Raw genomic sequence first — 14,309 nt, forward strand, 5'->3', positions numbered from 1 at the left:
AACTCGGGGTCAGCCTTAATATTAAATATGGGGATTAAAAATTTTTTATCAATGAGATAGCAATACTTAGATGGCTATCTCAAGCTCAAAAATTAGTGCTCAGCCCATTCAACAGTAGAAAGGTCGATACCTTCTTTGTACATATCCCAAAGCGGAGAAAGTTCACGTAATTTCTCAACAGCAGCTTTAGTGATAGTTAAAACATGATCGATATCTTCTTCAGTGGTGTATTTACCAAAGCTGAAGCGGATCGAACTATGTGCAAGCTCGTCAGATAAACCTAATGCACGTAATACATAAGACGGTTCTAGCGTCGCAGAAGTACATGCTGAACCTGAAGATACTGCTGCATCTTTCAGAGCCATCATTAAAGATTCACCTTCAACGAAGTTAAAGCTTACGTTTAGATAGTTGGCGACGTTTTGAGTCGGATGGCCGTTCAGGAATACCTGCTCAAGGTCTTGTAGGCCATTCCAGAGCTTGTCACGTAATATACGTAAACGTGCTTGCTCAGATTCCAGGTTTTTACCTGCCAGTTCAAACGCTTCACCCATACCAACGATCTGGTGAGTTGCAAGCGTACCAGAACGCATACCTCGTTCATGACCGCCACCGTGCATTTCCGCTTTTAAGCGTACACGTGGGCTACGACGTACAAACAGGGCTCCTATACCTTTAGGACCATAGATTTTGTGAGCCGAGAAACTCATTAAATCTACTTTTAAGGTAGACAGGTCAATTTCAACCTTGCCCGCAGCCTGAGCTGCATCCACGTGGAAGAATATTTTGTTAGCGCGAGTGATTTCACCAATTGCGGCAACATCAGTCACCGTGCCAATCTCGTTATTTACCATCATCAGGGAAACAAGAATAGTATCTGGGCGAAGAGCTTCCTGAACCATTTCCGGTGTGATTAAACCTGTTTTTGGTTGTGGCTCAAGATAGGTGATTTCGAAACCTTCAGATTCTAGTTCACGACATGTATCTAAAATAGCTTTATGCTCAATTTTAGAAGTAATGATGTGCTTGCCTTTCGATGCATAGAAATGTGCAACACCTTTAAGTGCAAGGTTATCAGATTCGGTTGCGCCTGAAGTCCAAACGATTTCACGCGGGTCTGCTTTAATTAAATTCGCCACCTGTTCACGTGCGTATTCAACTTTTTCTTCCGCTTGCCAGCCATAAGCATGTGAACGGGATGCCGCATTACCGAAGGTGCCTTCGAAAGTTAAGCATTCCATCATACGTTCTGCAACTTGAGGATCTACCGGAGTTGTTGCTGCATAGTCAAGATAAATCGGACGTTTCATGTCAAATACCTGTAACCGATAAAAGGTCTGAATCAAAATTTGGTGAGTTTTGGCGTAATGACACGGTTTGTACGTTGTCACGTGCGACCAGATCAGCCAGTGAGATTTTCGCGAGATAATCGGCTATGTGATGGGAGAGTTCTTGCCATAAATCATGAGTCAGGCACATCGCTCCATTCTGGCAGTTGCCTTTATGGTCACAGCGAGTAGCATCAACTGTTTCATTTACAGCTTCAATAATTGCTAATACAGTGATTTCATCTGCATTACGCGCTAAATGGTAACCACCATTCGCTCCGCGAACACTTGAAACTAAGCCATGGCGCTTAAGTTTTGCAAATAACTGCTCAAGATAAGCAACAGAAATGGTTTGACGTGCTGCAATTTCAGCGAGCGTAATCGTTTTTTCAGATGGCTGCAAAGCTAGATCAAGTAAAGCAGTCACTGCGTAGCGACCGCGAGTGGTTAGGCGCATGATTCGATACACATAGTTAGACTAGATGTATCGATTTTATGAATCCCGACTAAATTAGTCAAGTTATTTTTATGCTGGATATGTGTATTTAATTTACTGAAAAAAGAAACAATTACATATTCAGCCAATTATATACTAATAACGCAATTAAAACTAAGGTAATACACGCAAAAACAAGATTAATATGCTTCTGGCGGCGCTCTATACGTTTAATACGATTGCGGTACTGTTTTACTTCGACCTGAAGTGTATTAATCTTGGAGCGCTGCTCTTCAATTTTTCTTAAAAGTGGTGCAATCCGTTTTTTCGAGCTGATAATGTCTGCTTCATTGGAAGGCGGTTCAGATAACCAGTGTTTCCAGTCTGAGAGCACTTTGGGCAAACTAAATAAAGTTACTAAATCACGAAATTCGTCTTTTAATATTTGGTCGCCATCAATGCGCATTCTGTGAATGCTTTTACGATTACCAAAAATAAAAATTTTAATCAGGTCAAGGAGAGTGGTGCGTACATCCAGATCGATCACACGGCCTGAGGCTTTATAATCGAACAGCAAACCATTGGCAGTGAATTGTACATAAAAATCAAAATAGGGAACATAACTATTGATTTTAATGGTGATCTTTTCCTCTACAAACTTTTTTGCCTGCAATGCAACAACGCGGTCATGTTGGAGGATAAACGTAAATATTGTCTCTAAAACGATCAAAGTCATCGTGAGCAACAAATGCGGTTGAGTTTGACTTTGTTGCGATTCGCTCATAAATACGACCAATCCTTACCTGAAAAATAAAATGAAAAAGCTTCCTGCTCGTGGAAAGGTTTTAGGGTTAAATCAAATTAGAGTTGAAATAAATTGCTTTGTAGAACAGTTTAGCAAATCTATCAAGCCCTGAATTTGCTATTATGCAGTGATTTTGTAGATAATTTTATAATATTTACACAGAAAATAAGCAGGAGTCGTGTTCATGGATAAAATAAAAACGACACAAGATACAGTTACAGAGCTGAGCGATAAAACAGCGAAGAATAAGTCCAGATCGTCAGTAGAGCGCAGGTCGATGCTGGATTTTCGCAAATATACCAAGCAAATCTGGCTGGCAGGATTAGGTGCATTTTCACGGGCAGAAGAAGAAGGCAATAAGCTGTTTGATTCCTTGGTCAAGGTTGGAGAGGAGCTGGAATCCAAAACCGCTGACATTGCTGATCAGACTGTTGAAAGGGTATCAGAGAAGGCTAAAGAGTCGGTAACCGAGACTAAAGATAAAGTCGATAAATTGATCGACCACTCTGTTCATCATTCATTGAATCGGATAGGATTGGTGACATTGAAGGATGTACAGCATCTGGAACGTCTAATCCTTCAATTGCATGCCAAAGTTGATCAACTGACAGCAGAGCAGGAAAAATTACAGAAGGAAATAACGAAAAAAACCTCAATGAAATGACTTTCTTTATTATTCATTGTTTTTTTCGCATGTTTTTTGAAAAAAAAGAGGCTCATAAGTATTGCGTTTATACCTAAAGCATTGCTATAAAGGCGTTATGGCAATTTAAACAAATTCTTGAACCTTATATAAACGATATTAAGAGGACGTAATTTTCATGAATAAATCGGAATTAATTGATGCAATTGCAGAAAAAGGGGGATTATCTAAGGCTGACGCAGGTAAAGCTTTAGATGCTACAATTGCTTCTGTTACTGAGGCTTTAAAAGCTGGTGATACTGTAACTCTAGTGGGTTTTGGTACTTTCGGTGTAAAAGAGCGTGCTGCACGTACTGGTCGTAACCCGCAAACTGGTGCGACTCTTGAAATTAAAGCAAGCAAAGTGCCTAGCTTTAAAGCAGGTAAAGGCTTGAAAGACGCTGTAGCTTAAGTCTACCTAGCGATAAAACGCGCCTTCTTGGCGCGTTTTTTATTGATAGATGCAATTTCATGATTAACACGTTCATTCAATGGGTATTTTCGGTTAAAATCCCTTGCAAATAAAATATTGGAATACTTATGGAAGCTTTTCGTAAAGTTATTAAGGGTTGGTTGGGCAAAGTCTTGCTCGTTCTATTCTTGACCCCTTTAGCACTTGTAGGTATTGAAGGATATTTTAGCGGCGGGAGTTCTGATGCTGTAAGCTCAGTCAATGGGACTGACATCTCTCAAAAAGAATTAGAGTCACTAACAAAATCATTCAAACAACAATATTTAAGCTATACCAATGGCGATGAAACCCTGTTAAATCAAAGTTTCATCGAGCAGAAAGCCAAAGATACTTTAATAGCACGTACCCTGCTTTTGCAGCAGGCTGAAAAACTGGGTATTAGTCTGAGCAAAGAGCAAATTGAACAGATGATTGCCCAGCAGCAAACTTTTCAGCAAAATGGTCAGTTTTCACAGGCTTTATATGAAAACTACCTGAAATCGATTGGGATGACCAACAATGCTTTGATCGAAAGCCTGCGTACAGATCATGCATTGAAAATGCTGTCCTCAACTTTTGTGGATTATCCGCTGGTTAGTCGTGTTGATATTCAGCAGATTGCTGATTTGCAAACGGAACAGCGCCAGATTCACATTGCCAGTATCAGTCTGGAAAGTTATAAAAAAGATGTCAAAGTTACTGAGGCTGAAGTTGCTGCTTATTATGAAAAGCATAAAGCTATTTTTACACAGCCAACTACGGTAGATGTCGACTATGTGGTACTGAAGCCTGAGAATATTGCGGCTGAAAGTCTGGCAGTTACAGATGTTGAGTTAAAGCAGGCATATGATGCATTTGTCGCAGCACAAAAGCAGAATATTAAACCTGAAGTGAAACATGTCTTGATCACCACGGATAATCGTAGCGATGCGGAAGCTAAAAAGCTTGCTGCTGAGGTTGCTGCCAAAATCAACGCAGGAACCAGTTTTGCACAAGCAGCGGCACAATATTCTGAAGATCCAGAGTCTAAGTCGAAGGGTGGTGAAATTGCTGTTTATGAAGCAGGTGTATTTGGGGCGACATTTGATCAGGCTGTAGCTTCTTTGAAATCTGGACAAGTGTCTGCTCCAGTAAAAACAGAGAACGGGTATCATCTGATTTCTGTCACTCTTCCAGAGATTGCGGTACCATCTTTTGAGTCTCAGAAAGCACGTTTGTCTGAAGAGGTTCTGGCAACTAAAAAATCCAACGCGTTCTCGGATACTGTGAATAGCTTAAACGATATGATTGTTAGCTCGGATTCTTTAGAAGTGGTGGCGCAGGAAGTAAAAGGAGTACAGGTTCAAAGTGCCAAAGGTGTGACGCTGGCGACACGTGATCCACTTCTGAGCGATGCTGCTGTTAAAGTGAAGCTGTTTAATGATGATGTCAAAAATGGCGATCGCAATGCTTCTTCCAGTATCCAGTTAAACAATGGCGATGTGGTCTGGATTAAGGTGCGTGATTATCATGCAGCAGGCGAGCAAACGTTGGCAGAAGCTAAACCTCATGTAACTGCAAAATTGATTGAAGAAAAAGCACTGAATGCGGCAAAAGCAAAAATTCAGAAGACTTTGGATGAGTTTAGAACCAAGCCAGCAGCGGCTGTGACAAAAGGCAATCTGGTCTTTGAAGATGTAGGTATCTATACCCGTGCTGAAGGTTTGCTAAAACGTGATGTTCAGCGTGCAGCCTTCAGTGTAACACCACCAAAGGCCGGTCATTGGTCGGTTACTACAGCACATATGCCAAATGAACTGGTGGTGGTTGCGGTTTCTGAAGTGAAGAAAAATCCAATTGATGTGTTAAGTGCCGAACAGCGTAATGAGCTGGTTGAACTGTATCGTCAATTACGCGGTCAGCAGGAATTTGATGACTATACACGTTACTTAAAGTCTCATGCGAAAATTAAATAAAAATTTTCCTCTAAAAAACCAGCCTAAGGGCTGGTTTTTTATTGTCCTGGATTTAGGGCGTCTGCTAATTAGAAAAATCAGACTTAGTAATAGTCCTTTGATGGCTTGAGGTATGTAGTCAAGCCTGTCTACATCAATAACCAAAAGAAAAAAATATCTTATTTTGAGTTTGTTTTAAAACAGGTATTAAACTCTTCTCTACCACCAGACCAAGTCAAGCTGATCAGGCGTGTTAGAGATTACCATTCACTCAATTTCGATGGAGTTAGTAGAAAATTATCATATGTTGCTCAGCAATTTACTATTTCGGAGTTGATTTAATCATAACTGTTTGAGCAGGCTGCAGTACCTGGATCATAAGTAAAGGGAGCAAGCTCCCTTTGTAATACATTACTCAGTCCGAATAATGAGTTCATAGCCGGTATATTTGCGGATATTGATCACGCCCGTATCCAGAATCAGGTATTGACCCTTAATACCTTGCAGCTTTCCACGAATTACCGGGGTCTTGTCAAGGTTGTGGGATTTGATCTTTTCTGGATATTGCTCGACAGGATAAATGAATTCGCGAGCCGGTTCATCTTCAAGTACTTCAATCGTTTCATTAAACTCGAAGTTCTGATGAAATTCTTCACGGATCGTCTGAATTTTTGGTGCAAACTCTTCAATCAGTTGCTCGCGGACCTCAGGTAGATTAAGCGGCGCAGCTTCACCTTTTAAAAGTTTACGCCAGTCAGTTTTGTCAGCTACCTGACTGCCAAACATGACTTCCAGTTTACCGGAAAGACGGCGTGAGCCCACTTTCATAATCGGTAAGGCTTGGGTAGCGCCCTGATCTAACCAGCGGGTAGGCATCTGGTTAAGGCGGGTAATGCCGACTTTTAAGCCGCTAGAATTTGCCAGATAAACAATGTGAGGTTGAAAGCAGACATTCTGTGCAAATTCATCTTCCCGGCAGGTCCCTAAATGATAATGGCAAGTTTCTGGCTTCATGATGCACATATCACATGAAGCTTTGGTTTTAAAGCATTTAAAGCAGTGACCTTGAGAAAAAGACTTGGAGGTTTTAGTACCACAAGACACACAGTAAATATTGCCTGTCCATTCAATTTCGATTTCCTGGCCCAATTGAAACGGGAGGTTAATTTGAGATCCATCTAATATTAATTTATATTCAACATTTGCCCGTTGGGTATTTTGATCAGTTACATTTAGATCTTTGAGACCGACATGCATTTTCTGGCAAATGCCCTGAAATTCCATAAAATTACTCACTTAAATCATAGGGGTGCAGTTATGGCTGAACAAAATGTCATCATTGCTATGCTAGATGATTTTGCACAGGAACAGCCAATTCATACTGCGATTTGCATTGGGCAGGATTTAACCCGACTTCAATTTCAGCAATCCATTCAATGGCACCATTTTAGCGTATCTGAGGTTTTAAATCTGCCTTTTCAACAGCGCTATGATCTGGCAGTGGTGATGCTGGCTGCACCTGAAATATGGGTATTGCTAGAGCAGCAGAAAAGTCAAATTTTGGTAAAAATGCGTGATTTATTTGCCAAGCGTTTGCTGGTCATCTGCCATACCCAAGATCAAAAACTTCTCAGGGCTTTGGGTTTAACCCAATTGAATTATCAGCGTGGGGAAGGTGGTCTTGAGCTTTGGCAATTCAATATTTTGACTTATAAGCTTGTGCCTGACTGGCTTAATTCAAAGTTTTGGGCCAATCCTGAAAACTGGGATAAATATCGTTGGTAACATGAAGGTGAGATAAGAATTGGATTAATATTGCAAATATTAACAAAATACTGAAAGACAAGGAGTTATAGAACCGTATGCTATAATAAAGAAAGAACGCATCGGTAGGAAAGTAATATGACCAATCTCAGTAATATTATCGAAATGCTGGCTAAGCAGGCGCTGGGAGGCGGGCAATCCCAGTCTCGGCAGCAGTCACAGCAACAAGATGGGTTGGTTGACATTTTAGGATCGGTATTGGGGCGATTGGGGAATCAGACAAATCAGGCTCAAAATCAGCAAAACGGTCTGGGTGCAATTCTAGGTTCAGTATTAAGTCAGTTTGGCAATAATCAATCTGCTACGCGGACATCCCAATCGAGTGGAAGCTCCGCCAAAAGTTTATTGATTGCAGTGTTACCGCTGGTTTTGGCCTGGATTCAAAAGCAGGGCGGTTTGCAGGGAGCGCTGGACAAGTTAAAAGGCCAAGGATTAAACAGCCAGGTCGATGATTGGGTCTCTACAGCTCCAGGCGAAAATGCACAGGTCGATCCACAGCAAGTACAAAGCCTGTTTGATGATCAGGACATTGAAGACGTCGCCCAGCAGACTCAAGCGCCTAAGCAGGATATTTATAGTGCAATCTCCCAGGTCTTACCGCAGATTATTGACTCGTTAACTCCTCAAGGGGAACAGACCAGTACACAGGAGGCCAATCAAGATATTCAGAATGTCATGAATATGGTTTCCAGCTTTTTGAAAAAATAAATTAGATAGATAAAAAAGTCCCGCCCATAGGTGGGATTTTTTATGAGAAATTGAAATCATTAGAGTTTGTTGAAATTTATTACTTAAAGAAATAGCGAATGTAAAATGAAGACTTTCTACTCGATATGACAAGCTAAAACGTAATTGTCAGAGTGCAGTAGTTTTAGCTTATACTTGGCAGCCTTTATAGCACAAATTACATACTACAAACCTCAACCCACTCTAAAGTTTTAAAGTGATTTAGTCCAGGTTCAGACTAAATAGCTGATTCGACTGACAGATTTTTTTGGCAATATAATGTGATTTTCTTACTCGAATTAAAATAATTTGGGACTGAAATTCCAGTTCACCAAATTCAGGTTCAACCTGTACATAGTGGATCTGGCCATATTCGTCACGTACCCGGGCTTGGGCTGAAAAACCTGGACGTGCATTACCACTTGAAATGGTTGCGAGTCGTCCGAGTAGATTGACATGATTTTTTTTGTATTTTGGAGGAATCACCTGATCCAGACAATGGATCATAAATACAGTAAAAAAGCTGGCAATAATTAAGGCCGGTAAAATCAGATAATAAGCTGGCAAGAATTCCATTTCCTGAGAGTAGATCAGGAACTGCAGTAAATAGCCGGAAAAGCTAAAATTCATCAAAAAGAAAAGGATGATCAGGGTTTTGGAAAATTTGACATTCAGAACATCAAGATAAGCGAAGTCATAAGACGGAATGCATTTAAAGAGTTTTTTGGATTGAAGCCCAAAATAAAAAGCAGAAGTTTTTGCCATGCCAAACACAAAGATCAAGACCAGACTCAAATGAAAAGGCATAAGGTTGTAGTCGAGCAAAAAAGCTGGCATGGCAAAATCCATTAAGTCTTATTCTGTAAGATAAATCCCGCCATCAGAATGCACCGTAATCTCTACTTTTTCAAGTGATTGCCCCTGACAAGGCCCGGAAATACATTCACCGCTTTCAACCATGAACAGTGCACCGTGGGTAGAGCATTCAATGAATTCCTGATCACGATCCAGGAACTGGTTTTCCAGAAACTCCAGTTCTACCTGCAAGTGCGGACAGACGTTCTGATAGGCGTAGAATGCACCATCACGCTGGGTGATGAAAATCGTATCGCCATTCGGAGTCTCAAAAGAGCGTGCTTCGCGCTCCGGGATGTCTTCAGTCAAGCAAATTTTATACATTAAGCACATTCCTTCTGGAAATTTTCTAATAAGGCTGCATAGTCTGCAACCGCCAGACGTGGACCAAACTGGGAAACCACTTTACTTGAAATTAAAACCGCCAGTTCTGCAGCCGTCTTAAAACCAAGATTGGCATTTAAGGCATACAGGAAAGCGCCTGCAAAGGCATCACCTGCACCATTGGTATCTACTGCCTGAATGGCGCGACCTGGTACAGTAAAGGTCTCTCTATTGTTTGAAATAAGCGCACCTTTGGATGCCAATGTAATGACAACGGATTGACTTAAAGTCTTTAATTTCACTAAAGCAGCATCAATGGTGTCAGTATGGGTATACATCAATGCTTCTTGTTCATTACAGAATAAAAGATCGACACCTTCGGCAATCATTTCATCCAGACCGGTACGCGCATATTGCACCATAGCCGGGTCAGAGAGCGTCAAGGCGATTTTAACGCCATTGGCTTTCGCAATTTCACGTGCCTGTTTTACTGCCTGACGTGCAGTGTCTGAAGTGGATAAATAGCCTTCGATATACAGCCATTTCGCTGTAGTTAATGGCTCAAAGTCAATCTGTGCATCGGTCAGTTCAGCTGTAATTCCCAGATAAGTATGCATGGTACGTTCAGAATCCGGGCTGACCAGCACCATACAGGTACCTGTTACACCTTGACTGATCGATTTAGGTGTAGTTTGAATGCCGGCTTCATTTAGACCGTTCAGATAAATATGGCCTAAATTATCATTTCCGACGCGGCAAGCATAAAATGCCGGACTCCCCAGTGCAGCAAAAGCCACCGTGGTATTGGCAGCAGAACCGCCAGATGCCTGACCTTTATAAATTTGGGTATCTCTTAGGTTTTGATAGAGGCTCGCCTGAGTTTCACCATCTGCAAGTTGCATGGTGCCTTTTTGCAAATGCTGTGCAGTTAAAAATTCATCAGAAACTTTAAATTCTTGGTCAATCAGCGCATTTCCAATTGCAAAAAGATCAACAGTTGCCATATTCTAAGATCACATTAAAAAATGAAAGTCGTAAGTTTACACCATCACTCGGAATTGCTGTAGTTTGCTGAGCTTTTTTCAAAGAAAATTTATATAATACAATTCATTCTGGATTATCTTTGGTCGAGTTTCCGAACTATTTTTATGCAATGAGTTGTACAGCCATTGATTTGAGAGTCTTGTTTTATTTATAAGGTAAGAGGCTTTGCATCAAGTTCTGCAAGCGTATCTCCTCACCACAATTTCAAATAGTGTGCATATATGGAAATTAAGATTGTAACTGCTAAAGAACTACCGGATCAGATTGAAAAACTGGCCATACTCGCGCGTAAGGAAGGTTACGAATTAATTGACAAGTTGATTGAAGAATACCGTACGGGGAAAAACTGCTTTAGCCATGCCAACGAGTTTTTGGTGGGTGCTTATGACGGTGACAGACTGATTGCCTGTGGGGGCCTCAATCAGCAATGGGGTGACAATGGTGTTGAGGAGCGCATTGGCCGTGTGCGCCGTTTCTATGTACATCCAAAATATCGCCAGCATGGGGTAGGCAAACAGCTTCTTGCTTATCTGGAAAAGCTGGCGCGTCCGCATTATTCAGCACTTTGCTTGCATACCGATATTAAACAGGCTGCGAGCTTTTATCAGAAACAGAACTATGTTTTTGTAGAAAGTCATCCAAACTATAATTACTTCAAATACCTGATCTAGAACTTCGATCAGTATCCTCAGATGATTTAAAAGTCTGATTCAAGTGAATTTGATGATTTATCATTTTAAATAATCAAGTTTACTGAATTCGATCAAAATCATTGGATTTCTCAGTGAATAATTTAAACAACTACAGCTATAATGCGATCAGTTATTTTTAATTTAAATATTAGGAGATCGCATGACTGTAGATGTCACTGAAACCATTTCTCAAACTGTACATCCTGCGTTTCAGTTGGTACGTCAACAACATGTTGAAGCTTTAGACATTGCTGTGTCTGAATATAAGCATAAAGTGACTGGCGCCACCCATTATCATTTGGCGACCAATCATGATGAAAATGTCTTTCTGGTGGCTTTTCGCACCCAGCCCATGGATTCCAAGGGAGAAGCGCATATTCTGGAGCATACTGCATTATGTGGCTCAGAAAAATTCCCGGTGCGCGATCCATTTTTCCTGATGATTCGCCGTTCACTGAATACGTTCATGAACGCATTTACGGCAGCGGACTGGACCGCTTATCCGTTTGCAACCCAGAACAGCAAAGATTTCCAGAACCTGCTGGAAGTGTATATGGATGCAGCGTTTGCTGCGAACCTGAATCCGCTGGATTTTGCTCAGGAAGGGATTCGTATCGAGTTTGAAAATGGCGAACCGGTCTATAAAGGTGTGGTTTTTAATGAAATGAAAGGGGCGATGAGCTCGCCTTCAGATCAGCTTTATCATACTTTGGCGCATTATTTATTCCCGGATACGACCTATCATTATAATTCGGGCGGTGATCCTAAAGATATTCCAGACCTCAGCTATGAAGAACTTGTGGATTTCTATAAATCACATTATCACCCAAGTAATGCAGTATTTATGACCTTTGGTAATAAATCAGCTTTTGAACTTCAGGAGCAGTTTGAAAATCTGGCATTGTTCAAATTTGAAAAAGGCGAAACACTGTATTCTACACCGGTAACACGTTTGACCGCGCCAATTGCCGTAACCGATACCTATGCTGTAGATGCCGAAGATCTGAAAGATAAAACCTATCATGTTTTATCCTGGTTATTGCCTGAAGCCAGTGAAATCAAATTACGTCTGGGAATGCGTCTGGTAGAAGGTATCTTGCTGGAAGATTCAGCCTCACCACTGCGTCACTATCTGGAAACCTGTGGCTATGCCCAGTCGACTGGTCCATTTTTGGGCGTAGATGATTCTAACTTTGAAATGACCTTCTATTGTGCAGTTCAAGGTTCTAACCCTGAACATGCGGAAGAGTTTAAAAATGGTGTATTCAAGATACTTGAAGAGGTAGCTTCCAAACCTGTCGATCAACAGGCTGTTGATGCAATCTTGCATCAAATCGAGCTGCATCAGCGTGAAATCAATGGGGACGGTACGCCATACGGATTAAGCCTGATTCTAAGTGGCTTGGGCAGTGCAATTCATCATCGTGATCCGGTTGAAGTCTGGGATGTAGATTCTGCTATTGCGGCGGTTAAGGACGAGCTGCAAGATCCGATGTGGCTGTCGAATCTGATTAAGGAACATTTACTGGATAATCCGCATCGTGTACAGCTCACGCTGGTTCCGGATGCAAGCAAATCGGCCAAAGAAGCAGAAGCTGAAAAAGCACGTCTGGCTGAAATTGCAAAAACACTGACCGAAGAGCAGAAAGCTGAAATTATTGCTCAGACTGAAGCATTAAAAGTGCGTCAGGATACTCCGGATGATTTGGAACTGTTACCTAAAGTTGGCCTGGAAGATGTTCCTGCCGAATTGCAGATTGTGCAGGGCCAGTTGCGTGAAATTATCTGTAACCGCGTAGATACCCCGCTTAATCTTTATCATGCGGGTACCAACGGGATTTATTATCAGCAGGTACTGGTTAAAATTCCGGATGAAGTGGTGCAATCGCCGTATTTCAACTTGCTGTCTATTTTGATGGGTGAAGTGGGTGCAGGCGAATACGACTATCTTGAATTCCAGCAACTACAAACTGCAGTAAGTGGTGGCTTGGGAATGGGGGCTTCACTACGCTCTAAAGTCGATGACAAGCACAAGATTAGTGCTTGGCTCACACTCACCACCAAATCTCTGACAACGCATCTGGATGCAATCCGTCTATTAAAGATCGGTTTCGAGCAGCTACGTTTTGACGAAAAAGCACGTATTGTTGAACTGTTGCAACAGCGTAAAACACGCTGGCAGTCACGCATTTCCGGTTCTGGTCACAGCTATGCCATGCAAGCCGCTTCGCGTCAGCACAGTGCTTTAGCTTTACGTGATTATCATAATACCGGTTTGGGGGCTTTAAACTGGCTGATCCATCTGGTGAATCAGATTGAACAAGACCCGGCTGCGTATGATGCGCTGATTGACGAGTTAAAACGTATTCATAACATCCTGCTGCAAGCACCTAAGCAGTTCCTGCTGGTATGTGAAGAGCCACATGCTGAGCGCCTGATTGAAGAAATTCAACATGTCTGGGACAAGCTGGAAGTCAATACCGCACCTGTTGAGCTGACACAGGTTGATAAAGCCAATCATGATCATGATGAAGCCTGGTTGATTCAGACCAATGTTCAGTTCTGTGCAGCAGCCTATCCTGCAGTGGAGGTATCACATCCAGATGCTGCAGCACTGATGGTGCTGGCAGGTTATTTACGTAATGGTTTCCTGCACAGCGCGATACGTGAAAAAGGTGGAGCGTATGGTGGCGGCGCCAGCTATGATGGTAATGCCTGTTCATTCCGTTTCTATAGCTACCGTGATCCACGTCTGGCAGAAACTTTTCAGGATTTTGAGGCCAGTATTCAGTGGTTGCTGAATGCTCCTCAACAACCGCATCAGTTGGAAGAAGCCATTTTGGGCCTGATTGCCAGCATGGATAAGCCGGGTTCACCAGCAGGCGAAGCGATTACCGCATGCTATGCCTATCTGCATCAGCGTACCCCGGCATTTCGCAAACAGCTACGTGAGCGTTTACTGAATGTCACGCTGGATGACCTGAAACGTGTTGCACAAACTTATTTGGTTGAGCAGCAAGCATCTAAAGCAGTGGTTGCACCTGTTGCAAAACGGGAAGCATTGGAGCAGCTGGGTTTTAGTATTCAACAAGTTCAATAAATAGAAGAATGAGGAAAAAGGATGGCGCTTAATTCAGTTAAGCGCTCAACTTTGCAGCTGGGCGTTTTGCTGGGCTGCGCGGTTGGGACGCACGCGAATGCGGAAAAT

14 protein-coding genes are annotated in these 14,309 nt (G+C 42.0%); 7 read left to right on the forward strand and 7 right to left on the reverse strand.

The window, feature by feature from the left end:
* Positions 1–92: 92 nt before the first annotated feature.
* The 3 genes from E2K52_RS04400 to E2K52_RS04410 all read right to left on the reverse strand — a co-directional run bounded on the left by E2K52_RS04400 (position 93) and on the right by E2K52_RS04410 (position 2,548).
* Entirely contained in the window at positions 93–1,310 is a 1,218-nt protein-coding gene (locus tag E2K52_RS04400) for an IscS subfamily cysteine desulfurase (protein WP_151203954.1), read from the reverse strand.
* Position 1,311: 1 nt separating this feature from the next.
* Positions 1,312–1,785: an Rrf2 family transcriptional regulator gene (locus tag E2K52_RS04405; protein ID WP_151203955.1), complete on the reverse strand. Its 474-nt coding sequence runs from the start codon at positions 1,783–1,785 to the stop codon at positions 1,312–1,314.
* Between the two features lie 112 nt (positions 1,786–1,897).
* Positions 1,898–2,548 carry a hypothetical protein gene (locus E2K52_RS04410; RefSeq protein WP_151203956.1) on the reverse strand — a complete coding sequence of 217 codons (651 nt, stop codon included), beginning with the start codon at positions 2,546–2,548 and terminating at the stop codon, positions 1,898–1,900.
* Positions 2,549–2,753: 205 nt separating this feature from the next.
* On the opposite strand from E2K52_RS04410, the gene E2K52_RS04415 reads away from it, so the two are divergent.
* From E2K52_RS04415 to E2K52_RS04425, 3 genes are all read left to right on the forward strand, one after another.
* Positions 2,754–3,233: a phasin family protein gene (locus E2K52_RS04415; RefSeq protein ID WP_151203957.1), complete on the forward strand. Its 480-nt coding sequence runs from the start codon at positions 2,754–2,756 to the stop codon at positions 3,231–3,233.
* A 157-nt stretch (positions 3,234–3,390) separates the two neighbouring features.
* A complete protein-coding gene (locus E2K52_RS04420) occupies positions 3,391–3,663 on the forward strand; it encodes an HU family DNA-binding protein (RefSeq protein WP_004786051.1) in 273 nt (90 codons plus the stop codon).
* A 128-nt stretch (positions 3,664–3,791) separates the two neighbouring features.
* Positions 3,792–5,657, forward strand: coding sequence for a SurA N-terminal domain-containing protein (locus E2K52_RS04425; protein WP_151203958.1), 1,866 nt, complete (start codon positions 3,792–3,794; stop codon positions 5,655–5,657).
* A gap of 390 nt (positions 5,658–6,047) precedes the next feature.
* Here E2K52_RS04425 and E2K52_RS04430 read toward each other — a convergent pair whose 3' ends face one another.
* Positions 6,048–6,920 (reverse strand): DUF2797 domain-containing protein, encoded by an 873-nt coding sequence (locus E2K52_RS04430; RefSeq protein WP_151203959.1) that lies wholly within the window; start codon positions 6,918–6,920, stop codon positions 6,048–6,050.
* A 33-nt stretch (positions 6,921–6,953) separates the two neighbouring features.
* Here E2K52_RS04430 and E2K52_RS04435 point away from each other — a divergent pair, with 33 nt between their 5' ends.
* Together E2K52_RS04435 and E2K52_RS04440 are read left to right on the forward strand one after the other, a co-directional pair.
* On the forward strand, positions 6,954–7,421 hold the full coding sequence (locus E2K52_RS04435) for a DUF6231 family protein (protein ID WP_151203960.1): 468 nt from the start codon (positions 6,954–6,956) through the stop codon (positions 7,419–7,421).
* 117 nt (positions 7,422–7,538) lie between these two features.
* Positions 7,539–8,168 (forward strand): YidB family protein, encoded by a 630-nt coding sequence (locus E2K52_RS04440; RefSeq protein WP_151203961.1) that lies wholly within the window; start codon positions 7,539–7,541, stop codon positions 8,166–8,168.
* A 240-nt stretch (positions 8,169–8,408) separates the two neighbouring features.
* On the opposite strand, the gene E2K52_RS04445 is transcribed toward E2K52_RS04440, so the two are convergent.
* From E2K52_RS04445 to E2K52_RS04455, 3 genes are read right to left on the reverse strand one after another with little or no spacing between them, the layout of a single operon-like run.
* Entirely contained in the window at positions 8,409–9,023 is a 615-nt protein-coding gene (locus tag E2K52_RS04445; protein WP_151203962.1) for an OB-fold-containig protein, read from the reverse strand.
* An 18-nt stretch (positions 9,024–9,041) separates the two neighbouring features.
* Positions 9,042–9,350 carry a Rieske (2Fe-2S) protein gene (locus E2K52_RS04450; RefSeq protein WP_171478803.1) on the reverse strand — a complete coding sequence of 103 codons (309 nt, stop codon included), beginning with the start codon at positions 9,348–9,350 and terminating at the stop codon, positions 9,042–9,044.
* A gap of 14 nt (positions 9,351–9,364) precedes the next feature.
* Positions 9,365–10,369 carry an adenosine kinase gene (locus E2K52_RS04455; RefSeq protein ID WP_151203964.1) on the reverse strand — a complete coding sequence of 335 codons (1,005 nt, stop codon included), beginning with the start codon at positions 10,367–10,369 and terminating at the stop codon, positions 9,365–9,367.
* A 261-nt stretch (positions 10,370–10,630) separates the two neighbouring features.
* Between E2K52_RS04455 and E2K52_RS04460 the strand changes: the two genes are divergently transcribed.
* Together E2K52_RS04460 and E2K52_RS04465 are read left to right on the forward strand one after the other, a co-directional pair.
* The gene (locus tag E2K52_RS04460) at positions 10,631–11,080 is read left to right on the forward strand and encodes a GNAT family N-acetyltransferase (RefSeq protein WP_151203965.1); all 450 of its coding nucleotides are present in this window, start codon (positions 10,631–10,633) and stop codon (positions 11,078–11,080) included.
* A 181-nt stretch (positions 11,081–11,261) separates the two neighbouring features.
* Entirely contained in the window at positions 11,262–14,201 is a 2,940-nt protein-coding gene (locus E2K52_RS04465; protein WP_151203966.1) for an insulinase family protein, read from the forward strand.
* Positions 14,202–14,309: the final 108 nt, after the last annotated feature.

The sequence above is a fragment of the Acinetobacter sp. RF14B genome (assembly GCF_006864105.1).
Taxonomy (GTDB): domain Bacteria; phylum Pseudomonadota; class Gammaproteobacteria; order Pseudomonadales; family Moraxellaceae; genus Acinetobacter; species Acinetobacter lwoffii_C.